Source organism: Actinoplanes philippinensis (assembly GCF_900113015.1).
GTDB lineage: Bacteria > Actinomycetota > Actinomycetes > Mycobacteriales > Micromonosporaceae > Actinoplanes > Actinoplanes philippinensis.
The window spans coordinates 179,860-206,205 of sequence record NZ_FONV01000016.1 but is presented as its reverse complement, the minus strand read 5'-3'; the positions used below and the strand labels follow the sequence as shown (position 1 = coordinate 206,205).

Annotated in this window: 27 protein-coding genes; 14 read left to right on the top strand and 13 right to left on the bottom strand. The window is 70.0% G+C overall.

The features are described from left to right. The first annotated feature begins 124 nt into the window (after positions 1-124). From BM290_RS37120 to BM290_RS37105, 4 genes are all read left to right on the top strand, one after another. Positions 125-1,591, top strand: coding sequence for a type III PLP-dependent enzyme domain-containing protein (locus tag BM290_RS37120; protein ID WP_239144005.1), 1,467 nt, complete (start codon positions 125-127; stop codon positions 1,589-1,591). Next, a complete protein-coding gene (locus BM290_RS37115; protein ID WP_093620618.1) occupies positions 1,588-2,907 on the top strand; it encodes a pyridoxal-phosphate dependent enzyme in 1,320 nt (439 codons plus the stop codon). The genes BM290_RS37120 and BM290_RS37115 overlap by 4 nt, the downstream gene beginning before the upstream one ends. A gap of 1 nt (position 2,908) precedes the next feature. Next, on the top strand, positions 2,909-4,150 hold the full coding sequence (locus tag BM290_RS37110) for an aminotransferase class V-fold PLP-dependent enzyme (protein WP_093620617.1): 1,242 nt from the start codon (positions 2,909-2,911) through the stop codon (positions 4,148-4,150). Positions 4,151-4,265: 115 nt separating this feature from the next. Further along, complete coding sequence (locus tag BM290_RS37105) at positions 4,266-5,060, top strand: class I SAM-dependent methyltransferase (RefSeq protein WP_239144004.1); 795 nt, start codon at positions 4,266-4,268, stop codon at positions 5,058-5,060. Between the two features lie 82 nt (positions 5,061-5,142). Here the strand turns inward: BM290_RS37105 and BM290_RS37100 are convergent, their stop codons facing one another. After that, positions 5,143-8,103: a S8 family peptidase gene (locus BM290_RS37100; protein WP_093620615.1), complete on the bottom strand. Its 2,961-nt coding sequence runs from the start codon at positions 8,101-8,103 to the stop codon at positions 5,143-5,145. Positions 8,104-8,251: 148 nt separating this feature from the next. Between BM290_RS37100 and BM290_RS37095 the strand changes: the two genes are divergently transcribed. Continuing rightward, positions 8,252-8,455 carry a hypothetical protein gene (locus BM290_RS37095; protein ID WP_143134059.1) on the top strand — a complete coding sequence of 68 codons (204 nt, stop codon included), beginning with the start codon at positions 8,252-8,254 and terminating at the stop codon, positions 8,453-8,455. 450 nt (positions 8,456-8,905) lie between these two features. Here BM290_RS37095 and BM290_RS37090 read toward each other — a convergent pair whose 3' ends face one another. The 9 genes from BM290_RS37090 to BM290_RS37050 all read right to left on the bottom strand — a co-directional run bounded on the left by BM290_RS37090 (position 8,906) and on the right by BM290_RS37050 (position 18,421). Beyond that, positions 8,906-9,754 (bottom strand): anchored repeat-type ABC transporter permease subunit, encoded by an 849-nt coding sequence (locus BM290_RS37090; RefSeq protein WP_093620613.1) that lies wholly within the window; start codon positions 9,752-9,754, stop codon positions 8,906-8,908. 1 nt (position 9,755) lies between these two features. Further along, positions 9,756-10,478 carry an anchored repeat-type ABC transporter ATP-binding subunit gene (locus BM290_RS37085; RefSeq protein WP_093620612.1) on the bottom strand — a complete coding sequence of 241 codons (723 nt, stop codon included), beginning with the start codon at positions 10,476-10,478 and terminating at the stop codon, positions 9,756-9,758. Beyond that, positions 10,475-11,359, bottom strand: a complete 885-nt coding sequence (locus BM290_RS37080) for a choice-of-anchor M domain-containing protein (protein WP_177320053.1) — start codon at positions 11,357-11,359, stop codon at positions 10,475-10,477. Before BM290_RS37080 ends, BM290_RS37085 begins: the two co-directional genes overlap by 4 nt. An 18-nt stretch (positions 11,360-11,377) precedes the next feature. After that, positions 11,378-12,922 carry an anchored repeat ABC transporter, substrate-binding protein gene (locus tag BM290_RS37075; protein WP_093620611.1) on the bottom strand — a complete coding sequence of 515 codons (1,545 nt, stop codon included), beginning with the start codon at positions 12,920-12,922 and terminating at the stop codon, positions 11,378-11,380. A 62-nt stretch (positions 12,923-12,984) separates the two neighbouring features. Continuing rightward, positions 12,985-13,578, bottom strand: a complete 594-nt coding sequence (locus BM290_RS37070; protein WP_093620658.1) for a choice-of-anchor M domain-containing protein — start codon at positions 13,576-13,578, stop codon at positions 12,985-12,987. Between the two features lie 26 nt (positions 13,579-13,604). After that, complete coding sequence (locus BM290_RS37065) at positions 13,605-14,258, bottom strand: choice-of-anchor M domain-containing protein (protein WP_093620610.1); 654 nt, start codon at positions 14,256-14,258, stop codon at positions 13,605-13,607. Positions 14,259-14,330: 72 nt separating this feature from the next. Further along, positions 14,331-15,836, bottom strand: coding sequence for a TIGR03773 family transporter-associated surface protein (locus tag BM290_RS37060; RefSeq protein ID WP_239144003.1), 1,506 nt, complete (start codon positions 15,834-15,836; stop codon positions 14,331-14,333). After that, positions 15,833-16,879 carry a WxL protein peptidoglycan domain-containing protein gene (locus BM290_RS37055; protein ID WP_093620609.1) on the bottom strand — a complete coding sequence of 349 codons (1,047 nt, stop codon included), beginning with the start codon at positions 16,877-16,879 and terminating at the stop codon, positions 15,833-15,835. The genes BM290_RS37060 and BM290_RS37055 overlap by 4 nt, the downstream gene beginning before the upstream one ends. Before the next feature lie 75 nt (positions 16,880-16,954). Continuing rightward, positions 16,955-18,421, bottom strand: a complete 1,467-nt coding sequence (locus BM290_RS37050) for a choice-of-anchor M domain-containing protein (protein WP_177320052.1) — start codon at positions 18,419-18,421, stop codon at positions 16,955-16,957. A gap of 283 nt (positions 18,422-18,704) precedes the next feature. Here BM290_RS37050 and BM290_RS37045 point away from each other — a divergent pair, with 283 nt between their 5' ends. From BM290_RS37045 to BM290_RS37025, 5 genes are read left to right on the top strand one after another with little or no spacing between them, the layout of a single operon-like run. Then, entirely contained in the window at positions 18,705-19,700 is a 996-nt protein-coding gene (locus BM290_RS37045) for a metal ABC transporter substrate-binding protein (protein WP_093620608.1), read from the top strand. 1 nt (position 19,701) lies between these two features. After that, positions 19,702-20,457 (top strand): metal ABC transporter ATP-binding protein, encoded by a 756-nt coding sequence (locus BM290_RS37040; RefSeq protein WP_093620607.1) that lies wholly within the window; start codon positions 19,702-19,704, stop codon positions 20,455-20,457. Then, positions 20,454-21,338: a metal ABC transporter permease gene (locus tag BM290_RS37035; RefSeq protein WP_093620606.1), complete on the top strand. Its 885-nt coding sequence runs from the start codon at positions 20,454-20,456 to the stop codon at positions 21,336-21,338. The genes BM290_RS37040 and BM290_RS37035 overlap by 4 nt, the downstream gene beginning before the upstream one ends. Next, complete coding sequence (locus tag BM290_RS37030) at positions 21,322-22,155, top strand: metal ABC transporter permease (protein ID WP_093620605.1); 834 nt, start codon at positions 21,322-21,324, stop codon at positions 22,153-22,155. Before BM290_RS37035 ends, BM290_RS37030 begins: the two co-directional genes overlap by 17 nt. After that, positions 22,152-22,481 carry an ArsR/SmtB family transcription factor gene (locus BM290_RS37025; RefSeq protein WP_177320051.1) on the top strand — a complete coding sequence of 110 codons (330 nt, stop codon included), beginning with the start codon at positions 22,152-22,154 and terminating at the stop codon, positions 22,479-22,481. Before BM290_RS37030 ends, BM290_RS37025 begins: the two co-directional genes overlap by 4 nt. On the opposite strand, the gene BM290_RS37020 is transcribed toward BM290_RS37025, so the two are convergent. Together BM290_RS37020 and BM290_RS37015 are read right to left on the bottom strand one after the other, a co-directional pair. Continuing rightward, positions 22,482-22,733 (bottom strand): type B 50S ribosomal protein L31, encoded by a 252-nt coding sequence (locus BM290_RS37020; RefSeq protein ID WP_093620604.1) that lies wholly within the window; start codon positions 22,731-22,733, stop codon positions 22,482-22,484. It abuts the gene before it with no gap. After that, entirely contained in the window at positions 22,730-24,004 is a 1,275-nt protein-coding gene (locus BM290_RS37015; RefSeq protein WP_373871137.1) for a CobW family GTP-binding protein, read from the bottom strand. Before BM290_RS37015 ends, BM290_RS37020 begins: the two co-directional genes overlap by 4 nt. A gap of 45 nt (positions 24,005-24,049) precedes the next feature. On the opposite strand from BM290_RS37015, the gene rpmB reads away from it, so the two are divergent. The 3 genes from rpmB to rpsN are packed head-to-tail and all read left to right on the top strand — an operon-like array spanning position 24,050 to position 24,743. Next, on the top strand, positions 24,050-24,283 hold the full coding sequence (gene rpmB, locus BM290_RS37010) for a 50S ribosomal protein L28 (RefSeq protein ID WP_093620602.1): 234 nt from the start codon (positions 24,050-24,052) through the stop codon (positions 24,281-24,283). Then, complete coding sequence (rpmG, locus tag BM290_RS37005) at positions 24,283-24,450, top strand: 50S ribosomal protein L33 (RefSeq protein WP_093620601.1); 168 nt, start codon at positions 24,283-24,285, stop codon at positions 24,448-24,450. The genes rpmB and rpmG overlap by 1 nt, the downstream gene beginning before the upstream one ends. Continuing rightward, a complete protein-coding gene (gene rpsN, locus BM290_RS37000; RefSeq protein WP_093620600.1) occupies positions 24,450-24,743 on the top strand; it encodes a 30S ribosomal protein S14 in 294 nt (97 codons plus the stop codon). Before rpmG ends, rpsN begins: the two co-directional genes overlap by 1 nt. Positions 24,744-25,290: 547 nt before the next feature. On the opposite strand, the gene BM290_RS36995 is transcribed toward rpsN, so the two are convergent. Next, a complete protein-coding gene (locus BM290_RS36995) occupies positions 25,291-25,851 on the bottom strand; it encodes a hypothetical protein (RefSeq protein ID WP_093620599.1) in 561 nt (186 codons plus the stop codon). Between the two features lie 235 nt (positions 25,852-26,086). On the opposite strand from BM290_RS36995, the gene BM290_RS47700 reads away from it, so the two are divergent. Further along, positions 26,087-26,320: a hypothetical protein gene (locus tag BM290_RS47700; protein WP_143134058.1), complete on the top strand. Its 234-nt coding sequence runs from the start codon at positions 26,087-26,089 to the stop codon at positions 26,318-26,320. Positions 26,321-26,346: the final 26 nt, after the last annotated feature.

Sequence of the window (26,346 nt, the reverse complement as noted above, 5' to 3'; positions counted from 1 at the left end):
TTGGAAGGGGACGGACCATCGATTAGGTTTGGTCCATGCCGACCCGCCGGCCGGGAGCGGCACACCGACGCCAGCACTCCTGTGGTGGGGTGGGGGTATATGCATTCTCGCCGACACGGGGAGTGTGATATTGCCTTTCCTGCAACCGCGTGTCGACGGCGAGCTGCGGTCTCTTCTGGACGATCACGCATGGCTGCACCGGATGGTGGACGCCCTCGGCTCGCCGGTGAATCTGGTGCTGCCCGGTCAGGCCGTCGAGAACGTCCGGCGTTTCCGGGCGAGCCATCGAGCCCGCCACCTCGGCGGTCACGTCTTCTTCGCGCACAAGGCGAACCGTTCCCGGGCGCTGATCCGCAGACTGGCGGCCGAGGAAGCGGGCATTGATGTGGCGTCACTGGGCGAGTTGCAGAGCGCCCTGGCCGCGGGCTTCGCACCGGAGCGGATCATGGCGACCGGGCCGAAGAGCCGGGAGTTCCTCTGGCTCGCCGCTCGGGCCGCAGTGCTCGTCAACGCCGACTCGGTCGAGGAGCTCACCCGGCTCGCCGGCATCGTCGAGACGCACGACCTGCCCCGGGTTCGGGTGATGACCCGGCTGTCCGGTTTCCCCTCCGTCGGCACCACCGTGCTGACCCGCGCCAGCAGGTTCGGTGTCCCCGTCACCCGCCTGGGCCCCCTGTGGGAAGCGCTGGCCAGGCATGGTGACCAGCTCGACTTCCTCGGCGTCGCCTATCACCTGGACACTGTCGGGCTGCCGGAGAAGGTCGCCGCGCTGGAGGGCTGCCTGCACGCGATGGACGAGGCCGCTCGCCATGGCCTGAACCCACGGGCGATCGACATCGGCGGTGGGTTCGGCGTCAGCTATCTGGCTGAGGAGAGCCAATGGGAGGCCTGGACCACCGAACTGACCGGCGCTGTCCTCGGCAACCGTCCACCGCTGACGTGGAACGGCCACGGCTACGGTCTGCGCAACGAGGGCGGCAAGGTCCGTGGAGCACTCAGCGTCTACCCCGCCCACCGGGCCGTCGCGGGTCCGGCCTATCTCGACCGTCTGCTCGACACCGAGTCGATGACGCTGCGGCGTCCGTTCGGCACGTTGCTGCTGGAGAGCATGTTCGATCTCCACATCGAACCGGGCCGGGCGCTGCTCGACCAGTGCGGCGCCGTGCTGACCCGGGTCGAGGAGGTCCGCGACGACGGCCACGGCGAGACTCTCGTTCGCGTCGCGGGCAACAGCGCGGACATCGCCTTGGAGCAGCACGGCGTTCTGATGGATCCACTGCTGGTCGCACGCGACCGGAGTGCACAGCCGGACCCGGCGACGGCCTCGCCGGTGGGGGTGTATCTCACCGGCAACCTGTGCCTTGAGGCGGACCTGATCACCCGGCGCAAGGTCTTTCTCCCCGGCCGGCCCCGACCCGGTGATCTGCTGGTCTTCGTCAACACCGCCGGATATCTCATGGACTTCAGCGCCGGCAACGCGCTGATGCAACCCAGCGCCCGGACGGTCGCCGCCTACCGCGGCCACGACGGCTGGCAGTGGTGCCTCGACGAGAACTACTGGCCCGTCACGGGCCGGGAGGAGACCGCGTGAGATACGACAGCGTCACCGACGTCATCGGAGGCACCCCGCTGGTGCGCATCGATGCCGCCGTGCATGGCCTCCGTAACATCGACCTCTACGCGAAGATGGAGTTGTTCAACCCGTTCGGCTCGCTCAAGGACCGGGCCGCGTGGAACATGGTCCGCGACCAGGTCACCGCAGCCGCCGAGCGGGGTGACACCGTCGTGGAGCTGTCCAGCGGCAACACCGCCAAGGCGCTGGCCCTGATCGCCGGCATGCACGGCCTGCCGTTTCGCAGTGTGACGAACCGGATGAAGGTGCCGGAGATCAAGGACCTGCTGCTGTTGCTCGGCGCGCGGATCGACGAGCTGCCAGGCCGATCGGAGTGCCTCGACCCGGCCGACACCGACGATCCGCTCACCCGGATGTATCACACCGTTTCCGCGTCCGATGGCGGCTACCTGCACACCGACCAGTATTTCAACGATCTCAACGTCGATGCCCACGCGTTCGGGACCGGCCCGGAGATCATCGCTGATCTCGGCGGGCGCGTACCGGACTACTTCATCGCCTGTGTCGGCACCGCCGGCTCGTCCACCGGTGTGGCCCGGGCGTTGCGCACCCATGATCCGGCGGTGACCGTCGTGGGCCTGGTGGCGCAGAAGTCCGATTTCATCCCGGGCATCCGCAACATCGATGAGGTGCACGAGGTCGGTCTGTTCGATCCCGGCACCTACGACACGATCGAGGCGGTCAGCTCGGATGAGGCGATCGACGGCCTGCTTACCCTGATCCGCCGCTGCGGAACACTGGCCGGCCCGACCGGGGGCGGCGCCTATCAGGGGGCAGTGCGCTACCTGCGTACCGTCGACGCGACGCTGACCGACCGGCGTACGGCGGTGTTCATCGTCTGTGACCGGGTCGAGAGCTACCTGAGCTATCTGCGCGAACGTCGTCCGGAGCTGTTCCGGCTGCCGGCCCGGGCCCAGTCGGTGCATGCGCTCACCGACGACGACCTGGCCGCGGCGCACACCATCGGCGTGGCCGACGCCCAGGAGTGGATCGACAAACAGACTCCGCTGGTCGTGGATCTGCGCAGCCCGTTCGCCTACCGGGCGCTGCACATCGACCGGTCGATCAACATCGTCGACGACCTGTTCGAGGAGATGCTGCACGGTGGCCTGCCGTTCGGTCGCCGGCAGCCGGTGCTGCTGGTCTGCCCGGTCGGCGAGAAGTCGGCGCGCTATGCGGCGCTGCTGGCCCGGATGGGGCACCAGGACGTGCGATCGCTGGCCGGAGGCGTGATCGCCTGGCGTGACGCGGGCGCCGCACTGGTACGGGACTGACGTGGCCTCGGCGCCCTCCTACAACCACGGTGCCGCCTTCCCGGAGGAGTTGCGGTCCTGGCAGAGTCGCCTACGCGAGGACTTCCCGATCATCACCGCGCATCCGGACCAGGTCTATCTCGACAACGCCGCGACCTCGCAGAAGCCCCGCGCCGTCCTCGACGCCGTCACCGACTACCTGACCAGCGAGAACGCCAATGCCGGGCGAGGCACGTATCCCTGGGCCAACCGGACCACCGCGCTCATCCGGCACACCGAACAGCAGGTGCGCCGATTCCTCGACGATCCGGAACCCGAACGGTCCGGCGTCCACTTCGTCAGTGGCACCACCGAGGGACTGCGGCTGATCGCCAGGGACTGGCTGGCACGTCAACTGCGCGACGGCGACGAGATCGTCGTTCCCGACGCCGACCACTCGGCCAACGCCCTGCCGTGGCGGGAAGCCGTCGACGAGGTGGCCCGCGAGGGCATCACGGTGCGGGTGCGGCCGATGCCGTACGACCCGGCGCACGATTACGATCACCGGGCGCTCCTGCCGATGGTCAACGAGCGGACCCGGTTCATCGCCACCACCCACGTGCACCACGTGTACGGCGGTGACATGAACGTCGGCAGGATCCGTGCGGCGGCGGGCCCGGATGTCGTCATCTGCCTGGACGCCGCCCAGAGTGTCGGCCACCTGCCGCTGTCGGTTGCCGACCTGGACGTCGACTTCGTGGTGTTCTCCGGTCACAAGGCGATGGCGCTGCCGGGCACCGGCGTGATCTGGGCCCGCAACGAGCGGGGACCACGGTTCGTGCCGGGCGGCTGGGCCGGCTCCCCGAACACGAGCGGCATCGTGAGTCTCTCCGCCGCGATGAGCTGGTTGCAGGAGGCGGGGCTCGAGCGGATAGCCCGCTGGACGGTGGCGCTGGCCGCCCGGCTCACGGACGGCCTGCGCCACCTGCGCTCCTACGAGGTGCTCGGCTGTCAGCGCAGTCTGGCGGCCGACTCCCCGGTGCAGCAACGGCACGGCATCGTCACCTTCCGGCACCACCGGATCGGCTCCAACGATCTCGGTTTCATCCTGGCGGCGGAGGGTTTCATGGTCCGGGCCGACGGCCACTGTCAGGCCGCGGGCGGAGAGACGACCTCATCGGTACGGGTGAGCGTGCACGCGTACAACACCGTCGAGGAGATCGATTGCCTGCTCGGACTGCTCGAACGCCTCGACGAGGAAGGCGGACCGTCCCGCCGCTATTGAAAACGACATCCGTTACAGTGGGCGAATTGATCGGCTCGTCCCGGTCTCCACCGTCCCGCTGATCCTCGCGAGGTTGTCGATGGCGCTCACGTCACAAGCGTCCCCTTTTGCATCGGTGCTGGAGCGTGCGACCGTCGACCGGTGGCGCGCCTCCTGGGACGAGGTGATGGCCGGCTTCCTGCCCGGCTCCGACGGTTGCGAGGCCGCGCTGATGACGGTGGCCGAAGCGGTGAACGGCGGAACCCCCGCCCGGATCCTCGACCTCGGCGGCGGCCCCGGCGTCTTCGCCGAAAGGATGGCCGCGCGCTGGCCCGACGCACAGGTGGGCATGGTCGACCTGGACCCTGTCCTGCTCGCTCTCGCGGCGGCCGGAGCAGACGACCGGATCGGTGTGCACAGTGCCGACCTCAAGGCGGCCTGGACCGACGCGATAGCCGGCGGTGGCCCCTTCGACCTGCTGACCGCCATCATGACCGTGCACTATCTTCCCCCGGAGCGGGTCCGTGCCTTCTATCGCGCTGCCCGGGCGATCCTGCGCCCCGGCGGTCTGCTGGTGGTCGTCGATCTGATGCCCGAGGCCGGGTTGGACGGCGTCACGGCGAGGTTGTACCCGGCGGCCGGCGAGGCGGTCGCGGCCATGGCCTGGACGCGCTGGTGGGATGGCCTGCGGGCCTGCGAGCCGCTACGACCGCTGATGCAGCGACGTCAGGCGATCCTCGGCGATCGGATCCCCGCCGAGTTCACCCCGCCGGTGACCTGGCATCGCGACGCGGCACTCGCGGCCGGCTTCGCCGAGGCGGGCGTCGTCTGGCGCTGGGGCGCCCACGCCGCGCTCGCCGCCACGGCGTGCGCAACGGGCCTGGACGGCGGGGCGGGCACCCCGAGCGGCGATCTGCCGGCGCTGCGATGACGAGAAGAACGAGGAGAACCGCCTGCGGCTGTGGCGCGAAGCGGCGGGGACATCGCCGTGTGCGCGTTGTCCCCGCCGCGTGTCAGGCGACGACGGACATGACTGTCTGGCCGATGCGTGCGGTGCCGTCGCTGTAGGCGATCAGGCCGAGGTAGCGGGTTCCGGCGGTCAGGCCGGTCCACGCCGCGGTGACCTTGGCCGGAGTGCCGAGGGTGACGTTCTGGCCGGCCGGGGTGGCGGTCAGGTTGCCGGCGGCGGCGTCACCGACGATCCACGAGTGGTGCGGGACGTCGAGTTCCTCCACACCGGGCGGGGTGGCGAACTGGACGACGTAGACGTCGTACGAGCCGGCCGTGAGGTTGACCTGTTCCTCGGCCGTCGACCCCGCACTGGACGCCACCAGCGTGCTGGTGCCGGCCCGGTAGGCGAACAGGTCCAGGTCGGTGCCGGCCGGGACGTCGGCGTCGAAGGTGGCCGCCCGGGCCAGCCTGGTGCCGGTCGGCACGGTCAGCGTCACCTTGCCCACCGACGGCCCGGTGGCCGGGGCAGCCGAGTCGAAGTCGGTCTCCGAACCGACCAGGTGCAGCCGGTCCACCACGGACGGGGCCAGCCCGGCCGGCGCGGCACTCAGGGCGCCGGTGAAGCCGGGGATCACGCTCAGGTCCGTCGAACCGCTGGTCCCGGTCCCGGCGGCCTGGGTCGGGGCGGCGATCGCGACCGGCCGGACGGCGATCGGACTGCGTACGTCGGAGGAGGTCAGGCCCTTCGGGTCGGCCTTGTTGACCCAGGTCAGCGAGCCGAAGCTCCACTGGCTGATCGCCGCGTCGGTACGGGTGACGGTCACCTTGTACGACACCGACCTACCGGGCAGCACCACGAATCGCTTCGGCGTGACCGTCACGGTCGTACCGGCCGGGGCCTGGATCCTGGCTTCGTAGACGCCGGGCAGTTTGCTGATGTTCGTCACGGTACGGGTGGTCGTCTGCTTCCCGGCCAGGTCGCCGATCGCGATCGACGGGTAGTTCAGGTCGGTCGGGTCGATCGCACCGTACTGGTCGCAGGAGGCTCCGCTGGCGCCGCTGCCGCACGCGAACCGGATCCAGTCGGGGTAGGTGGAGTCGTACACCAGGCCCGGCCGGAACGACCGGCCGGGACGGACGTGTCCGGCGCCGTAGTCGAGCGGTGTCGCGGCGGTCCCGGCCCGCTGGATCGGCTGGCCGGTGCTGTCGGTCTGACCGGCCGTCGTCATCAGCGCCGACTTGACCCAGATCGGGGACCAGCGCGGGTTCTCGCTGATCACCAGGGCGGCCAGGCCGGCGATGTGCGGACTCGACATCGAGGTGCCCGAGTACGCGTCCCAGGTGCGGCCGTTGTTGCCCGGCGGGGCGACCGGCGCCACCACGTCGACGCCGGGCGCGGTGATGTCCGGCTTGAGCAGGTCGCCGTTGCCGGCCAGGGCCGGGCCACGGGACGAGAAGGACCCCATCTCCGGTGCGCGGACCTTGACCTCGGTACCCGCCGACAGGCTCGCCGTGGCGCCGGCGGTGGCCGCGTACGCCTTGATCGCCAGCCCGGCCGCGCTGTTGACGTGCACCGTCGGCACGAAGTGGTAGTCGGCGTTGACCGAGTTGTCGGGGTTGTTGTAGAGGATCATGCCGACCCCGCCGGCCTGCCGGACCGCGAGACTCTTGTCGGTACGGCCGTTGCCGCCCCGCAGACACAGCACCACCTTGCCGGTCACCACGGCCGGATCGAGCCCACCGGAGTAACACAGCCGGGCCTCGCTGACCGGGGTGGTGGGCAGGCCGGCCACCTCCGAGTCGACCAGTGGAGCGGACGGCACGGCGGTGCCCTGACCGGCGCCTGCGTAGGTGGTCCCGTTGCCCAGGGTCACCGACTTGTCGTAGCCGCGGTCGTGCGTGCTGGCCGCCACCGTGGTGATCCAGGGCGAGTTGTGCGCCACCGTGCTCGCGGTCGGACCGCTGTTGCCGGCCGACGCGGCGACGAACACCCCGGCATTGGCGGCGTTGAGGAACGCCAGCTCGACCGGGTCGACGAACGACGAGGTGGACCCGGAGATCGAGTAGTTGATCACGTCGACGCCGTCCGCGACCGCCGCGTTGATGGCCGCGACCAGGTCGACGGTCGTGCCGCTGCCACTACCGGTGCCCTGGTCCCACAGCGCCTTGTAGACGGCGAGGCGGGCGGCCGGGGCCATGCCGGAGGCGTCACCGACGACACGCCCGTCGATGACCGCGTCCACGCCGTGGTTGCCGACCGCAGTTCCCGCGGTGTGCGAGCCGTGGCCGTTGAAGTCACGCGGGGACCGGAACTCGTCGGGATTCGTCTCGTCGAGCGAACCCTCGGTGAAGTAGCGGGCGCCGATCAGTTTGTTGTTGCAGGTGATGTTCCGGGCCGGATCGGTCTCCTCGCCCTGCTGGCAGACGCCGCGCCACTTGGCGTCGATGATCCGCTGGTCCGGCCGCGGGTTCGGCAAGGCGGCGAACGCCGGGTTCTCCGGCCAGATGCCGGTGTCGATCACACCGACGATGACACCGCTGCCGGCCTTCTTGGAGCCGCCGAACTGGCGCTGCCACACCCCGGTGCGGCCGGTCAGTCCGAGCATCTGCGGGGTGGAGATGGTGTCGGCCTTGTGGACGGCGTTCTTCGACACCGCCAGCACGCCGGGGCTGCGGCGCAGGACGTCGGCCTCGGTGGCGGTCATCCGGGCGGCGTATCCGCTGAACGCGACGTCGTACTCGTAGAGGGTCCGGCCCGCCGGAACCCCGGCCAGGCGCTGGGTGCGCTGACGTTCGGACTTCAGGTGAGCACGGTACGACCGGGCGGCGCTGGTGCTGAGGTCGATCTTCTCACCCGCGCCGGGTCGGGTCGCCGGAATGCCGGCGACCCCGCCGGTGTAGCCGGCGACCGGGGGCGCCGTCAGTTGCACAATGTAGAGGTCCGACGGGGTGGGCGGCGCCCCGTGGGCCGCGCCGGTACCGCTGCCCGCCAGGATGGCCGACACCGCGACGGCCAAGGCCATCCGGATCGGTTGTTTCGATGGCACAGATGTCCTCCGGGTACGAACGAGGAAGCTCACATTGAGCTGGATCATATTGAGAGACATCGCGCCCTGGTAGATCTCGTGTCGATCCTGATGTGGGGGAGATGATGGCGTTATGGAAACCGGCTTGCACACCCTGACCGGAATTGTCACCGCGGGGGTCGAGCACCGATGCCTGCTGCTCGGCGAATACCTGCTGGTCGGTGGTGATCGGACGGTGATCCGCGCCGGTGCGAGACTTGCCGTGACCGGCCGGAAGGTCCCTGACCTCGTGACAACGTGTCAGCAGGGCACACCGTTCGTCGTGACCTCGGCCCGATCCATCGATTGATCGATGGTCGTCGTGGCACCCCGTCCATTCGCCTGGCCGTGCTACTGAAGTCGCATCGGCGCCTGGGACGAATATATCGTCAGAACTGCATGTAATGGCGCCGATGATTGGCCCGATCGGGCAATCAAAGACGCATGAAGACGGCCCGATCAGGCGTTCATCGACTCCTGATGCTCCATTCGGGGAACCCGGCGAATCTCTCGCCGGCGATATTCAGCCGGGACGGCCGCCGACGAGGCCGCGCCGTTCAGCGGGTGCCGTTGCCTTCGGCGACGTCGGCCTTCGACGCCAGGATCGGCCGGCCCTGGTCGAGGAAGGGGGAGACGGCGTCGGTGTGGACGCCGCGGGGTTGTGGTGCGGGTCCTTCGGCTGCGGTGGCGGTAGACCCCGGCGCCGGGACGGCGGCCCCTACGGTGAGAGCCGCCAGAGCCGCCGCTCTTCGTCGGAACCTCAGGCGGCGAGGCGGGCGATCAGACCGTGACGTGGTGCGGCCAGGTGCGCGAGCAGGAAGGCGCCGGTGAGGGTGAGCACGATGGTGCCTCCGGCCGGCAGGTCCCAGGACCAGGAGAGGTACAGGCCGATCAGGGCACAGGCGCCGCCGATCGCGGGGGCGAGGGCCATCATCGCCGCGAGCCGGTCGGTGAGCAGCCGGGCGGTGGCGGCCGGGGTGATCAGCAGGGCCAGCACGAGGATGTTGCCGATGGTCTGCACGGCCATCACCACGGCGAGGGTGACCAGCACGTAGAGCGTCAGGTCGAGCCAGAAGGTGCGCAGCCCGAGGGCGCGGGCCATCTCGCGGTCCAGGGTGATCGCCACGAACTCTTTGTGCAGCAGGAACACGGCGAGCAGGACGGCGATGGCGGTTCCGCCGACGACGTAGAGGTCGCGGTCGGGGATGCCGGTGATCGAGCCGAACAGGAACTGCTGCAGGGATCCGGCGTATCCGGGCGCCCGGGAGATGATGACGATGCCGAGGGCGAACGCGGCGACGAAGAAGATTCCGATGACGGAGTCCTCCTTGAGGCGGCGGTTCTGGGCGAACACGGTCACCAGCAGCGCGGTGACGATTCCGGCGATGGTGCCGCCGACGACCAGGCTGCCGGAGAAGAGGAAGGCGATGGCCAGGCCGGGGAAGACGGCGTGGGCGACGGCGTCACCGATGAACGCCATGCCGCGCAGGACCACGTAGCAGCCGACGACTCCGCACATGATCGCCGAGAGCACGGCGATGGTCAGGGCCTTGGGCAGGAACGCCAGGTCGGGGTTGGTCAGGTCGGCCAGGAACTGCCACGGCGACACGTCAGGCTCCCCCGAGGTCGAGGGCTTTGAGCAGGTGGGAGCCGGGGCCGACGTCGAACGTCCGCATCCAGACCTCGGGGTCCTTGAGGTCCGAGGGAGGGCCGGCGGCGATCACGGTGCGGTTGAGCAGGATCAGACGATCGCAGGTGTACGCGGCCGCGGTCAGGTCGTGGGTGGCCATCAGCACGGCGCGTTCCCGGGCGATGTCGGCGAACAGATCGGTCAGTGTCTCCTGGGCGGGCATGTCGAGTCCGGTGAACGGCTCGTCGAGCAGCAGCACCGCCGGTTCCAGCACGAGCGCGCGGGCGACCAGGACGCGCTGCCGCTGGCCGCCGGACAGTTCCCCGACCGGTCGTTTGCGCAGGTCGGTCAGGCGTACCCGGTCGAGGGCGTCCCAGACGGCCTGCCAATGGGCGACGCCCGGCCGGCGGAACAGCCCGATCCGGCGGACCAGGCCGCTGAGCACGGCGTCCTGGACCGAGGCGGGGAAGTCCCAGGTGAACTCGTGGCGCTGCGGCACATAGCCGGCACTGCCGCTGGTGACCGTGCCGGCGCGCAGCGGGATCAGACCCAGCGCGGCTCGCATCAGGGTGGTCTTGCCCGCGCCATTCGGGCCGAGCAGCGCGGTGAACTGCCCGGTGTCCACGCGCACATCGACGTCGCGCAGCACCGGCCGCCCACCGAGATCGGCGGCGACCCTGGTCATCTCCAGCGCGGCGGTCATCGGACGTTCTCGCGTTCGCGTTCGGCGCGGCGACGTACCGCCGACTGCCGGGCGACGAGCGCCGCGATGATCAGCAGGACGAGGAGGCCGGCGCCGATCAGGGCGGGCGTCTGCCACGTACCGGATGAAGGGTCTTGATCCGTGGTTGCCGCTGGGGCGATCGAGGCGGACCCGGCGGCTGGAGGAGCGGTGAACGCGGTGTCGAAGTCGGGCTCGGTGCCGTCCCCGACGGCCAGGCGCAGCACGGTGCTCGCCGTGGCCGTGGCGCCGTCGGCGAGGTCGGCGCTGATGTCGACGGCGAGCTGGTAGTTGCCGGGCTTGCCGAACACCCAGTTGGCGTGGGTGTGGGTGTTGGTCTCGACCCACATCGGCTGTGGCAGTGGTTTCGTGGTGCTCCACAGCACCTGCGGGGCGCCGAGGTTGCCGGACTGGAGGAAGACCGTGACCGCGCCGGGTCCTTGCACGCCGCGCAGGGTCATGGTGACGCCGCGGCTGATCGCGCCGATCACGCCGGGGTCCTGGGTGTTCCAGCCGATCCAGACGACGCCCTGCTTCTCGGTCTGCGGCACCACGTGCACCTCGGTGCCGGGCTGCTCGCCGAGGAACGCGTAGGCCGGGTCGTCGGGAACCGCCTGACGAGCGGTGTCCCGGACCCGCAGGACGGTGTCGGCGGGTTCGCGCCACACCGAGGGGACGGCGTGGTCGTCGTGGATCTGGATGGTCCACGTGCCGTCGCGCAGGCGGGGGCCGATGTCGACGTGGCCGGTCTCCAGCACGGCCCGGCCGGTGGCCTGGGCCTGGCCCGGGTCCAGTGACTGGTCGAGGCCGGGAGTGGGGCTGGGAGCCGCCGCGAGCAGCACGGCGAGCAGGGATTTGATCAAGGTTGGTCCTCGGGTGGTTCAGGAGAGGCAGGAGCGGAGGGAGTCGGCGTTGAACCGCATCATCGACACGTAGTCGGTGACCCGGTCGTCGAAGGCGTCGCCGTAGATGTCGCAGACCTTCACGTTCTGCTGCTTGGCGACCTCGACGAGGGTGGAGGAGCGGGCGCGCAGGTTGGGTTCCAGGAACACCGCCCGGATCCGCAGGTTGCGCAGGGTCTCGGTGAGGCGGCGGCGGTCGGTGAGACCGGGTTCGACGGCGGGGTTCGGGGTGACGAATCCGGCGACCGGGATGTCGTAGGCCTTGGCGAGATAGGCGAAGGCGTCGTGCGTGGTCACCAGATGGCGGTTCGCCGCCGGGATGGCGTCGATCTGTTTCTGGACGTACGCGTCGAGCGCGCTCAGTTCGGTCAGGTACCGGTCGGTGTTGGCCCGGTAGTCGGCGGTGCCGGCCGGGTCGGCGGCGATCAGCGTGTCCCGGATCAGCTCCACGTAGGACTGGGCGTTGCCGACGTCCTGCCACAGGTGCGGGTCGATCTCGCCGTGCACGTGCCGGCCCAGCACCGCCTGCGGTAACTGGTAGATCTGCGTTCCGGGCCGGCCGAGGAACCGGAAACCCGGCCCGGCGGGCACTTCCTTGAGGGCCCTGGCGGGAACCTCGATGACGGTGCGGGCGGGATCGTGGCGTACCTGCTCGGTGCCGCCGTGGCCGTCGCCGTACAGGTAGAGCTCGCCGGTGTCGATGTCGGCGGTGACGTCGGTGTGCCCGTCGTGCAGCACCAGGGCCCCGTGCATGCCGGGCACGGTGTGCGGGTCCACCCCGACGGCGAAGGTGAAGGTCTGCTCGCCCATCGGCAGCGGCTTGCTGTCGTCGGACACCGCCAACTCGGCGCGCAGGGTGAGCCGGTAGACACCGGGTTCGGTGAACGCCCAGCTCATGTGGGTGTGCGCGTCCGACGGGAGGTTCATGGTGTCGTCGCGGTAGCCGTTGGCCGGATCGAAGCCGTCGCCGGAGTCGACGGCGATGTCGGGGTTGCCGAACGACTCGGTCAGATAGGCCGACAGCCGTCCGGGGCCGTCGACGCGGGTTGCGGAGAGCCGGACGTCCGAGGACCGGGTGACCCCGTGCGTGGCGCCGGAACCGCGGGCGCGCAGACCGAGCCAGATGGTGTCCAGGGAGACGTCCTCGACGAGTGGGATGATCTCGGCGGCGTACTTCGTGGCGCCTTCGGCGAGGGAGATCTGGCGTACGCCGTCGGGGAGGTTGGCGTCCATGGTCTTGATGACGCTCTGGGCCTCCAGGAGCAGGTAGTTGCTGAAGGCCACGTCGGCGTAGACGATGTTGCGCACGTCGCGCAGCGTGGGTTCGTACGCGTGGGCGTCGGCGTTGTCCGGCACGATCGAGTCGACCAGGACACGCTCGCCGCCGACGTTGCGGACCAGGTCGGCCAGGATGCCGGTGGTGGTGACCACCTGGACGCGCCCGTCGGTGTCGGACAGGGCGGGCGGCGGCGCGCAGCCGGCCACGGCGCCGGCCAGCAGGGTTGCGGCGAGCAGGCGTTTCACGGGTCTCCGGGTACGGTGGGCGGTGGGTCCGCTCCACTTCCACTGGAGCGGACCCACCGGGATCACGGCAGGACGGTGAAGGTGAACGCCTTCACGCCGGTGGTCACGGTTGCTCCGGTGCTGATCAGCTTGCCGGTCACCTCGAAGTTGAGGGTGTAGGTGCCGGCGGCGGTGAAGCCCCAGTTGGCGTGGGTGTGGGCGTTGTAGGTGACGGTCCGGGTGTCGGGCAGGCCGTCGGAGGAGTCGAACATCCTGGTCGGTGTGCCGGCCGAGACGGTGTAGACGCTGACGTGGCCCGGTCCGGTGAAGCTGGTGAGCCGGAACGTCACCGAGTTGCTCTGGAACACTCCGGCCGGGACCTCCGCGGTGTTCCAGCCGGCCCAGAGCAGGCCGCTGGTGTTGCTCTGCGGAAGCACCCACGCGGTGCTTCCGGGCATGCCGAGGAACGACCACGCGCTGCCGGCCGGCACGGTGATCTTCGCGGCGGCCGGCACCTGGAAGACCACGTCGGCCGGGTTGCGCTCGGCCACGTCGTCGTTGACGCTCAGCACCAGGGCGCCGGCGGTGTAGTCGACGTCGAGGACGTCGACGTGACCGCTGGTGAGGGTGACGGTGGCCGCCTGTGCCGGCACGGCGGCCGCGACCACCAGGCTCATCGCGGCGGCGAGGACCGCGGCGGCCCTCACGGCTGGACCACGAACTTGTAGACGACCGGCGCCGAGGTGACGCTCTGGCCGGTGGCGGCCAGCTCGGCGGTCGCGCTGACCTTGATGAGGTGGACGCCGGCCTTCTGGAACGCCCAGCTGGCGTGCTGGTGCGTGCCGGTCGCCAGCGGCAGCGCGTCGGGCAGGCCGTCGCCGCTGTTGACCAGCACGTTCGGGGCGCCGACGGCGTTCTCGGTGAAGATGGCGACGCGGCCGGCGCCGGTGACCTTCTCGAACTTCAGCGTGACCGAGTCGGCGGCGAAGACGCCGTTCTCGATCTCCTCGGTGGCGATGCCGGGCCAGAGCAGGTCCTCGTTCTGAATCTCCGGCAGGACCCAGACAGGCTTGCCCGGCGATCCGAGGAAGCCGAACGCGGGGTCGTCGGGAACGGCGATCTTCGCGGCCTTCTTGACGAGGAAGACCACGTCGTCGACCTCGCGTTCGACGTCGGGCTCGACGGTCTCGTCGTGGACGCCGATCTCGAGGACGCCGTCCTCGTAGGCGAGGTCGACCACGTCGACGTGGCCGGCGCCGAGGACCACGGTGTCGGTGGCCTGGGCGGGTACGGCGGCGCCGAGCAGGGCGGCGGCGAGGATGCCGCTGCCGAGCAGGAGGCGGAGCGGTTTACGCAAGGGGATTCTCCTTGGGATGGATCCGGTGACCGATCACCGGAACGATCTAGATGTTAATGGTTTTCATTTTCATTAGGAAGGGTCGGGAGTGGACACGTGACCCGGCTCGCTTCGCCGCCTCCGAGCGAGCACGACGACGGCTACGCCCGCGATGAGCAACAGCGCTCCGCCGCCGGCGATCGACATGATGTCCGTGCCGGTCTTGGCGAGACCACCACCGCTGCCCTTGCCGTCGGTGGCCGCTCCGCCGTCGCCGTTCTGTCCCGAGCTGCCGCCGTCGCCGGTGCTGGTCGAGTTACCGACGGCAACGGTGAGGATCCTGGTGTCCGACAGGCTCTTGCCGGCTGTCGTGGTGGCGGTCATCTCGACCGTGAGCTGATAGATCCCGGCTTCGGTGAAGGCCCAGTTGCCGTGCGCGTGGGTGTTGGGCGCGATGGCGAGCTGCTGCGGCAGCGCCTTCGCCGAGTCGAAGAGGACTTCGGGCGTGCCGAACGAGCCGGTGAGAAACAGCTTGAACCGGCCCGGGCCGCTGACCTGCTTGAGGCGCCAGGTGACGTTTCCCTTGGTGCCCTTGACCACGGATTCGTGCTGGGTGTTCCAGCCCGGCCAGACGATGCCGGCCTGCTGGGACTGGGGCAGGAGGTAAACCTTGTCGCCGGCCTTGCCGAGGAACGCGTACCCGGCGCCGGACGGCACGTCGATCAGCGCTTTGTCGGTGACCTTGAGCGTGACGTCGGCCGGCTCGCGCCAGGTGGGGGGAGTGGTGCTGTCGTCCTTGAGCCGGATCGTCAGCCTGCCGTCGTCGAGTACCGGGCCCATGTCGACGTGCCCGTCGGAGATGACCTTCCTGCCGGTGGCGGTGACGGTGGCGGCTGACGTTGCCGCCGCTGCGGCCTTCTTCGCGATGGTGGACTCGGCGGCCGTCGTGCCGGCCGGGGCGCTCTGCTGCGCCGGCGGCGACTGCTTCGCCGGGCCGGCCTGGGCCCCGGCGGGTATCGAGACGGTGTAGACCGCTTCGTCTCGAAGTGTTTGCGCGCCGGTGTGCGAGGTCGCCCGCAGCGTCACCCGGTAGTCCCCGGCGGCATCGAACAACCACACGACGCCGCCCGTGCGCTTTCCGGCCGGCAGCCGGGTGCTGCGGTGGCCGTCACTGTCCAGCAGCAGAGTGGGCCGGCCCCACTCCGACAGCGTGTACGCGGCGAAAGTGCCGGGACCCTCGATCGAGGCGAGTTCCAGCGTCACGTCGCCCTTGGTGATGGCGGTGGTGTCGAACGTGGAGAACGGCGAGCCGTCCTGCAGCGACCACGCCGGCGCGCCGGGCCGGCCGAGGAACGCGAACGCCGGATCGTCGGGGATCACGCCGACCGGTTGCCCCGAGGCGATGAACCGGACCTGATGCGGATCGGTGTAGGTCCGGCCGTCGCTGCGGACATCGAGGCGCAGTTCACCGGATTCGACTGAGAGCGCCACCAGGTCGGCACCGTCGGCAGGCGCGGCGCCCGCCGGCAGGCCCGCGGTCAAGGCCATCGCGACCGCCGTGGTGGTGACGGCGACGGTCTTGTGCAGACGGTGGGTCATCGGGTTCCTTCCTTCTCGAGGTTTGCGGCCGCCTGCTCACGTCCGCGTTTCTCGGCGGCGGCGAGGGCCGCGCGCATGCGGCGGTTGCGTCGGCGGCGGGTGAACAGCCAGGCGGCGGGCAGGGCGGCGGCGAGTGCGGTGAGGACCAGTCGTGGCCACGGCATCAGCCAGAGAGCATGCTCGGAGAGCGCGCGGACCGGTGCCGGATCGATGGCGCGGCCGTCGGCGGGCGCGGGGAGGATGCCGAGGGTCAGCCGCTCCCGGAACAGGGGCGGCACCGCGTCGAGCGTGACGGCACTGGTCAGTGAGCCACCGGGCAGGATCTCCGGGATCGTGGCCGCCGTGGTGCTGCGGGCGCCGAGTCCGAACGGTCCCTCGATCCGCGCCGACGGGGCGCCGCCGAGACGTACGTTGCCCGTGTTGGCGACAGTGAAGGTTGCGGTGACGCGCGGCAGCCTCAGCGGGTTCCAGGACGTCGCGGCCTGGATCTTGACATCGGTGACAGTGAGTGACGGTTTCAGGGGGCCGGTGACACGCAGGTAGACGCGGCTGCCGACCCGGTGGTCGACGGAGACCTTGTTGCCGGTGGCGTCGGTGGTGTCGGCGATCAGGGAGGCGACGATGCCGGCCGCGTGGTCGCCGGGTGTGGCGTCGGCCGGCACGGTGAGGGTGAACGGCACGACGACCCGCGACGACGGCGGCAGGGTGATCCGCTGCCGGCCCAGTTTGATCCACAGGCCCGCGTCGGTCGGCGCGGCGTTGCCGGCGCGCAGGTCGAAGCCACCACCGGCGGTGGTGAACGCGTCGTGGGCGTAGACGCGTAGGGTCAGCGGCTGCTTCGAGTGGTTGGTGACGGCGACGTGGTCGGTGATGGTGGCGCCGGGGTCGAGTTTGTAGTCCAGAGCCGGCCGCCCGTTCGGTCCTTTCGGGCCCGACGGCGACACCGACCAGGTCAGCGAGCCGTCGCCCGGAGCGGCGCCGGCGGGTGCGGGCAGGACGGGGACGGCCAGAGCCAGAACGGCTACGGCGATGGGGGTACGCATGAGGGGGTCTTTCGTTCGACCGGGGTCGCGGGGCGGCCGGACAGGGGGGCCACAGCCGTGCCGCCCCGCGACGTCTCAGATGGCGGTCAGGGTCAGGGTGCCGGTGTAGGCGCCGGCCGCTGTGTCGGTCGGGACGCTGAGCTTCAGTGTCGCGTCGAGCTGGGCGGTGCCCAGGCCCCGGCCGTTCGGCGCGGACGCCAGCACGGCGCTGCCGCCCAGACCGGTGTGCGGTTGCACGGTGCCGTACGGGTGGGCGACCGGCCCGGCGATCACGCCCTGCCGGCTGCCCTGCGCGGTGATGCCGGGCGTCCAGCCGAGGAAGCCGCCGGCGAACGTCTTGCCGTCCTCGGTCCGGAACCCGTCCGCGACCTGCCCGGACGCCGTCCAGCCGGGCTGTGCGGCCCGGGTGTCGGTAACGGTGACCGGCTTGAGCGCGCCGGTGCTCTCCCACCGGTCGCCGGCCGCGGACAACACGGCAGCGGGCAGGTTGACGGCACGATTCTCGGGATCGACGCTGATCACGAGCGCGCCGTCGGACGCGTTGATGGTGGCGGTCACCGTCTTGGCGGCGCTGCTGCCTTCCGGCGGGAACGCGACCCACAGCCAGACCTCGGCGCTGGTGGCGACCACCTTCTCACCGTCGTGGAGCTTGACCACGTACTGTGTGCCGTTGAGGGCCCGCGTCGCGGTGAAGCTGTACGACGCGCCGGTCTCGCCCTCGATCGGTGTGAACTCGTCCTCGGCCGGCTTCTTGCTGAACCACTGGTACTTCGTCAGCGGCCCCTGCGGGGACTGGACCGCCTGCAGCGTGACGGCGTCGCCCGGCTGGTACTCGCCCTCGTTCATGCCGGAGATGCCGAGGCTGAGGTCGCCGCCGGCCGGCAGCTCGCCGACGACGAACCGGTAGTCGACCGGGCCGGTGGTCAGCGTGCTTGCGTCGGCCAGTGTTGCATCGGCCTGGAACGTGAGCGTGTACGTGCCGGTCGCGGAGAACACCCAGCCGGCGTGCGCGTGGGTGTGCACCGGAACGTCGAGCCGGTCGGGCAGGCCGTCGTTGCTGCGGAACTTGATGCTCGGCGTGCCGAGCGAGTTGGTGTCGAACAGGGTCACGTCACCGGGGCCGTCGACCCCGACCAGACTGAGGCTGATCCGGTCACCGGCGAAGACGCCTGAGGTCAGGGTGGTGGTGTTCCATCCCGGCCACAGCAGGGCCGGGTCCTGGACCTGGGGAAGCATCCAGATCTTGCTGCCCGGTGCGCCGAGGAACGCGAACGCCGGTAGGTCCGGCACGACCGTCTCGGCGGCGGGCAGGACCTGGAACGTGACGTCGGCCGGGTCGCGTACCACCGCGGGGCTCACCGTGTCGTCCTTGACCTTGAGGCGCAGCTGGCCACCCTCATAGCGCACGTCGACGGCATCGGTGTGCCCCTGGGACAGCACCACCTGGTCGGCGGCCAGTGCGGGAGTGGGGCCGAACAGGACGGCCGTTGCCAGGACGAGGCCGGCGAGGCTGAACGCGACCCCTGTGGAGGGTCTCTTCACGCATCGTCTCCTTCCGCGAAATTAATGAAAACGAATCTCGTTTTCATCGGGACACTAGCAGGTCCCGAGTGGATGTCGCGTAGGGATCCGGTGGCGATGAACACGATATCGATTTTCATCTTCAGGTGAGCCGGTCGGAGCGGCTCGAAGGGCGGCGCGCGGCCTGACTCGCCATGCCGGGGCTGCGCCGGGTGGGTGACTTCAATACATCGTCACCTTGCCATTAGACGATAGTTTATGAGAATGATTATCGTTCCACTCCTCAGTGACAGGAGTGGAATCGATGAAGTACGCCCACCGTCTGATCTGGACCGCCGGCATCGCCGCAGCCACCACCCTCATGGCCGCCTGCGGTTCCGGCACCCCCGAGACCGGCGCCTCCTCGACGGCGAGCGGCCCCAAGCTCGCCGTCGTGGCCACCACGCCGGAGGTCGCCGACTTCGTCCGCAACATCGGTGGCGCCGACGTCGCCGTCACCCAGATCATCAAACCCAACGTCGACCCGCACGACTACGAGCCCACGCCCGCCGACCTGCAAGCCATCGCGACCGCCGAGCTGGTCGTCAAGAACGGTGTCGGTCTCGAGGAATGGCTCGACCGCACCATCGAATCGGCCGGGTTCAAGGGCACGGTCGTCGACTCCAGCCAGGGCGTCACCCTGCGCGAAGGCGGCCACCACGAGGAAGAGGAGGGTGAGCACGCCGAGGGAGAAGGCGAGCAGCACGCGGGCGAGGAGGAACACGACCCGCACATCTGGCACGACCCGCGCAACGCCAAGATCATGGTGGCGAACATCCAGAAGGGCCTCGCCGCCGCCGAGCCGGCCAAGGCCGGCGCGTTCGCCGAGAACCTCGCCGCCTACACCGCCGAACTCGACAAGCTCGACAGCGACAACGCCGCCGCCTGGGCGAAGATCCCGAAGGCCGACCGCAAGCTGGTCACCAACCACGACGCGTTCGGCTACTACATCGCGCGCTACGAGCTGGAGTTCGTCGGCTCGGTCATCCCCAGCCTCGACACATCCGCCGAACTGTCGGGCAAGCAGCTGACCGACCTCGTCGCAAAGATCAAGGCGACCGGCACCACAGCGATCTTCGCGGAGAGCTCACTGCCGCCGAAGACCGCCGAGGCCATCGCGCAGCAGGCCGGCGTCAAGGTCGTCGCCGGTGAGGACGCGCTGTTCGGCGACAGCCTCGGCGCGCCCGGCTCGCCGGAGGGCACCTACCTCGGCGCCGAGCGGCACAACACGCGGGTCATCGTCGACGCGCTGGCCGGCTGACATGACGACCGCCGCCCTGCGCCTGGACGGAGTCAGCGTGGGCTATTCGGGCACCCCCGTGGTCACCGGCGTCGACCTCGAACTCAGGCCGGGGCAGCGGCTCGCCCTGGTCGGCCCCAACGGCGCCGGCAAGTCCACCCTCATCAAATCCGTCCTCGGTCTCGCCGAGATCCTCGACGGCAGCGCCACCGTCCTCGGCCACACACCGGCCCGTGCCCGGGCGCTGACCGGGTACGTGCCGCAGACCGGCAATCTGGACCCTGACTTCCCGGTCAGTGTCCGGCAGGTCGTCATGATGGGCCGCTACCGGCAACTCGGGTGGTGGCGGCCCGCCCGGGCCGCCGACCGCGCCGCGGTCCGCGAGGCCCTGGACCGGGTCGGCCTCGCGGACCGGGCCGACGTGCGGTTCGGGCTGCTCTCCGGTGGCCAGCGGCAGCGGGTGCTGCTCGCCCGCGCGATCGCCGCCCAGCCGAAGCTGCTCCTGCTCGACGAGCCGTTCAACGGCGTGGACGCGGTCAGCCAGGAGGCGATCGTCCGGGTGCTGCGGGAACTGTCCGCCGGCGGGACCGCGCTGGTGCTCAGCACCCACGACCTCGCCGTCGCCCGGGATCTGGCCGATCTGGTGTGTCTGATCAACGGCCGGCAGTGGGCGGTGGGCACCCCCGCCGAGACCCTCACGGCAAAACCCTTGCGGCAGACGTACGGCAGGTCCGCGATCGATCTGGCCGACGGCCGGATGGTGCTGGTCGAGCCGTGATCGAGCCGTTCGCCGTACCGTTCATGGGCCGTGCCCTCACCGAGATCGCCCTGCTGGCGCTGATCTGCGGCCCGGTCAGCGTGTTCGTCTTCGTCCGGCGGCTGTCGTTCGTGTCCGACGCGCTGACCCACACCGTGTTCCCCGGTGTCGTCGTCGGGTTCGTCGCCGGCGGCATGGACGGCCTGGCCACCGGGGCGCTGGTGGCCGGGCTGCTGACCGCCGTGGTGCTGACCGTCCTGACCCGATCCGCACGGCTCACCGACGACGCCGCCACCGCCGTGGTGCTCACCGCGATGTTCTCGATCGGCGTCGTCCTGGTGTCACGGCGCACGTCGTACACCTCCGATCTGACCGCCTTTCTCTTCGGCCGCCTGCTGACCGTGACGCCGCGGCAGATCACCGAGACCGTCGCCCTGGCCGTGGTGATCCTGATCGCCCTGGCGATCGGCGCCCGGGCGCTGATCTTCCGTGCCTTCGACCAGGCCGGGGCCGCAGCCGCCGGACTGCGCATCGGCCGGCTGGACCTGTGGCTCAACATCCTGCTCGCGCTGGTCGTGGTCGCCGCCGTCCGCGCGGTCGGCACGATCCTGGTCGTCGCGTTGCTGATCGTCCCGGCCGCCGCCGCCCGCATGGTCACCGACCGGCTCGTGCCGATGGCCGTGATCGGCACCGGGCTGGTCCTCGCCGGCGGCTACCTCGGGCTCCTGCTGAGCTGGACCGCGTCGCTGCACTACGGGATCGCGCTCACGTCGGCCTCCGCCGTGGTGCTGATGCTCGTCCTGGCCTACTTGCTGCTCCTGCCGGTACGGCTGTGGCGAGATCGCCGCCGCGTACCGCCGATTGCCTTGCAGAGGAAGTCACCGCATGAACTGGTGGGATGACGTGATGCACCGGGCCGTCGCCGAGGTCGTCCTCGTCGGCGCGCTGACCGGACTGATCGGCGTGCACGTCGTGGTGCGGCGGCTGTCGTTCTTCACGATGGCGCTGACCCACGCCACCTTTCCCGGCGTGGTGGCGGCCTCGATCATCGGGGTGAATCTGCTGCTCGGCGGCGTCGTGACCGGCACAGTCGTAGCGCTGGGGGTGGCCGCGCTGACCCGGCGCCGCGGCCAGGACGCGGCCGCCGCCACCGGAGTGCTGGTGTCCGGCGGGTTCGCGCTCGGCGCCGCGCTCGTGGCCACGCAGAGCGGATTCAGCCGCGACCTGTCGTCGTTCCTGGTCGGCTCGATCCTCACGGTGAGCGCGCCGGATCTGGTCGTGACGGCCGTGGTGCTGGCGGTGGTCGCGCTGGTGCTGGTGCTGTGTTCCCGGCCGCTGCTGTACGCGGGCTTCGATCCGGCCGGCGCCCGCGCATCGGGCGTCCGCGCCGGCGGATGGGACGTGGTGCTGCTGCTGACGATCGTGCTGGTCGTGGTGACCGTGGTTCCGGCCGTCGGCACGATCCTCGCCCTGTCGATGATCGTCGCCCCCGCCGCGGCCGCCCGGCTGTGGACGGACCGCCTGCCGGTGGCGACCCTGCTCGCCGTGACGTTCGCCATCGCGAGCGGCTTGGTCGGACTCTATGTCTCCGGCCGGTGGAACATCGCCGCCGGCGCGAGTGTCTCGCTGGCCGCGACTGCCGTGCTGGTCGCCTCCTGGGGATTGCGACGGCCTCGCCGGATCGCGTGCGGGACACGGGTGCGGGCGGTTCCGGCATGAGCGCCGACCTGATCGATCCGGCTGATCTCGACCGGGCGGTGCAGGTGCTGCGCGGCATGGCATACCAGCACCGCCTGCACATCCTGATGGTGCTGCGCGCCGGCGAGGCCACCCCGGCGCAGCTGAGCGAGGTCGTGCCGGCGCATCCGACCGCGATCTCGCATCACCTGCGCCACCTCGCGGACGCCGGACTCGTTCAGCGCCGGCGTCAGGGCCGGCGGGTCTACTACGCGCTGCCGAGCGAGTCGACGGGCAAGCTGATCGACGACCTGCTCGATTTCGTGACCGGCGGTGGTGGGCGGCGGTCCGGTGCCGCCCACCGTTGATCACCTGGCTTTGCGGGCGTACTTGGCGCGGAACTTCTCCACTCGGCCGGCGGTGTCGAGCAGCCGCTTCTTGCCGGTCCAGAACGGGTGGCCGGCGGCGGAGATCTCCACGTCGATCACCGGGTAGGTGTTGCCGTCCTCCCATTCGACGGTCTTGTCGCTGGTGGCGGTGGAGCGGGTGAGGAAGGCGAAGCCGGCGCTGCGGTCGCGGTAGACGACGGGGTGGTAGTCGGGGTGGATGCCGGGTTTCATGGTTGGTTCTCCTCGGTGATGGTGTTGTCGTCGGTCAGCGGGAAGCAGCCGGCGAACGGGTCGGGCAGGCGGCGCCAGGCGTCGAAGCCGTCGGCGAGTTCGGCGTCGGTGAGCAGGCAGGCGTTCAGCCGCTCGGTGATGGCCGCGTGGTCGAGGCGCAGGCCGATGAGGGCGAGCACGGTGCGACGGTCGCCGTAGTAGGGATCCCAGGACAGATCCGCGGCGATCCGGCGCTCGTCGCTGGTCTCGGTCCAGCGCTCGGCGGGCAGGGCGGCGAGCCAGTAGCCGAGGGTGCCCAGGCTGACGCCGCCGCCGGCGAACTCGAAGGCGAGCACGGTGTCCGGCTGGCTGGCGATCCACAGCTGTCCCCGCCCGCGCAGGGCGTGCTCGGTGAGGTCCTCCAGAGCGTCGTGCAGCCGCTGCGGGTGGAACGGCCGCCGGGTCTCGAACAGGACCGAGGTGACGTCGGAGCCGGCGTCGTCCACGGCGATGGACCGGCCCTCCAAGGCGAGACCGAGGATGCCGGGCCGCCGTGGGTTGTGCCGGCCGGTACGACGTACGAGTGTGCTGAGTCCGGTGCAGTCGAGTTGTGCGGTCGTGCCGACGGTCACCTGAATGGACCAGGGCGCGAGCCGGTGGACCAGGGCGCCGACCCGGCTCAGCTCCAGCGTGTCGGCGCCGGGGCGGCTCCACAGCACGACGGTGTCGCTGAACTCCACCTGATGAACGACCACCTCAGCGACGGCGCGGTGGTCGTCACCGGCGGCGTGCGAGTCGCGGTCGCTCAGGTCGTCGGTGCTGGCCAGATCGTCGAGGAAGCGCTCGGTGTCGACGACGGTCACGTAGGAGTCGAAGCGGACCGCGTCGGTGACCGGTGCGCCGTCGACGACGCAGTGCTCGGAGGCGGACGCCACCGCCTCAGGCTCCACCGAGGGCGGCAGGACCAGCAGCAGGTCGCTGCCGGGGCGGGTGCGGGCGAGGCGTACGAGAGTCGGCAGCACGTCCTCGCGCAGCGTGCAGGAGACGCAGCCGTGCACCAGCGTGGTGGTGACGTCCTCGATCAGCTCGGTGGCCGAGCGAACCGTACGCCGGAGCCGGCCGTCGCGGATGCCGGTCAGGTCATGCCGGATCGCCAGGAGCCGGTCCTCGGCGAGCAGCAGCGCCTGGGCGGTGGCGTGGACCGCGCCGGGGGAGAAGCCGGACAGCACGGTGACGGCAGGCCGCTGGTCCACTCGGGCGGGCAGAGCGTCGGTGATCGGGTTCGCACTCACACCCCCCATCTTGTTGGAAACGGTTTTCATTGTAAAGTCGCCACCATGTCCAACGTCTGTGACGTGACCGGCGCCAAGCCAAGCTTCGGCAACGCCGTGTCGCACTCCCACCGCCGCACCCGCCGCCGCTGGAACCCCAACATCCAGCGCCGCCGCTACCGCCTCGCCGACGGCACCCCCGTCCGGCTCACCGTCAGCACCACCGGCATCAAGATCATCGACCGGGACGGCATCGACGCCGTGATCGCCCGGCTGCGCGCCAAGGGGGTCAAGATCTGATGGCCAAGAGCACCGACATCCGGCCCGTGATCAAGATGCGCAGCACCGCCGGCACCGGCTACACCTACGTCACCCGCAAGAACCGCCGCAACAACCCCGACCGCCTGGTCCTGCGCAAGTACGACCCGGTCGCGCGCAAACATGTCGACTTCCGGGAGGACCGCTGATGGCCCGCCGCAGCCTCACCGAGCGGGAGAAACGCCGCGCCGAACTGTCCCTCCGGCATTACGACCGGCGCGCCGAACTGAAGAAGCAGATCCTCGACCCGCAGACGCGAGCCGACGCGATGCGCGCCATGGCCAGGCTTCCCCGCGACGCCAGCCCGTCGCGCCGCCGCAACCGGGACATGATCGACGGCCGTCCACGCGGCGTGTTCAGCCGCTTCGGCCTGTCCCGCGTCCGTTTCCGCGAGATGGCCCTGCGCGGCGAACTGCCCGGCATCCGCAAGGCCTCCTGGTGATCATGCTCCTGATCTGACAGTGAGAATGATCGTGAATCCCGTACCGGCCGTTCTGACCCGTGCCCTGACTACTGACTTCGGGTCTTGAACAGGATCTGCCGGCTGTGCCGGTGCGGGACTCACGTGCACTCACCGGACCCGGCTGTTGTGACCTCTCAGCCCATGCAATATCTGCTCAGTCCGTTGCTGCACGAGAATGCAAGAGCCATGGGCGGTCCAGCCCGATCTTCGGCTCGCCCCGGCGGATTAGGTGAGCAATGTTCGAACATGCCCATTGGCGGGATCGGGCCTTCCCGCTTGATCTTGGACACTTGAACCTCGGATCGTGAGGGCCGGGTAGATCAGGAGTCCTGAAGCAGGCTGGCGAACAAGCACCATCCCGCACAGTTCAAGGCCCACGCGGTGGCGTTGTACCTGTCTCGGCCTGGGCCGTCCGAGACTTTGAGTCCGGGCGGCCCACTACTGTCCGCAGGCACAAAAATAGGCGGTGCGGTGACCCCCACGAGGTCACCGCACCGCCTATGCCCCCTTCGAGCAGGCCCGCAGATCAGGAGCCGACGCTGGCCTCCACCGCGAAGTCCGCGGACACCGCGCACAGGCCGGTCGCGGTGCCGGCCTGGGAGACGGCACCGGGAACGGTGACGGTGACGGGTCCGCCGTTGGCGTTGATGGTCACCGGAGCCGCCAGCACGATCTTGTGGCCGGCGCCGCCGGCCGGGTACGCGGCCACGGAGCCGCCGGGAGACACGGTCGCCGGGTCGCAGCCCTGCCCGGTCGCCTGCAGCGACGCATCCTTCAGGATCACGGCGGTGACCTTCACCGGGAAGTCGTTCGGGTTCGCCACCTTCACCGAACCGCCGACGGTCTGCCCCGGCACCAGCGACCCGGTCAGCTTCGCCTCGGTGAGGTTGAGTTCCTTCATCGTCGCCGCGTCCTGGCTGATCGTGCCGTACGAGAACAGCTGCACCGCGGCGTAGGCGGCGCCGGTCGCCATCAGCGTGCCGACGGCGGCGAACGCCCAGATCTTGCGGGACTTGCGCTTCGCGGCGCGGCCAGCGATGTCGGCGGCGTTGGCGCGGACGGCGTTTTCGTCGAGGTGCAGACTCATGTGCAGTTTTCTCGCATTCGTGTTGAAGATGACGTGTTGCGGCTTGTGTGTGGCGGAAAGAACCATCCCAGTGCACGCCTCTTACGTCGATCCCCGGTTAGAGGTAACCCGCATAGACACCCGACGTAGCCGATCATCGACCGGTGTGTGAGGGTTGCGAGGTTCCCGGATAGACGCGCGTTCGGACGGTGTTTCACTAACAGTGCAGAAATAGATGCCTGCATATCGTCTACGGATGGAGCGCAGGCCAAACGAACGGCAAGCGGCAGGCACACACGGCAACGAACGCGGCTGGGGTGACCGCATGCACGGCGGCGCCGTCACCGGCGGCACCCGCGACGACCACATCTGGGTCAACGTGAGCCTGCTCGGCACCGGCATGACCGCACGGTTGAGCCCCGACCAGGCCGACGACCTCGCCCGGCAGCTGCACCTGTGGGCCGAACAGGTCCGGCGCACCCGCACCTGATCGGATCTCATCCAGATCGCTGACAG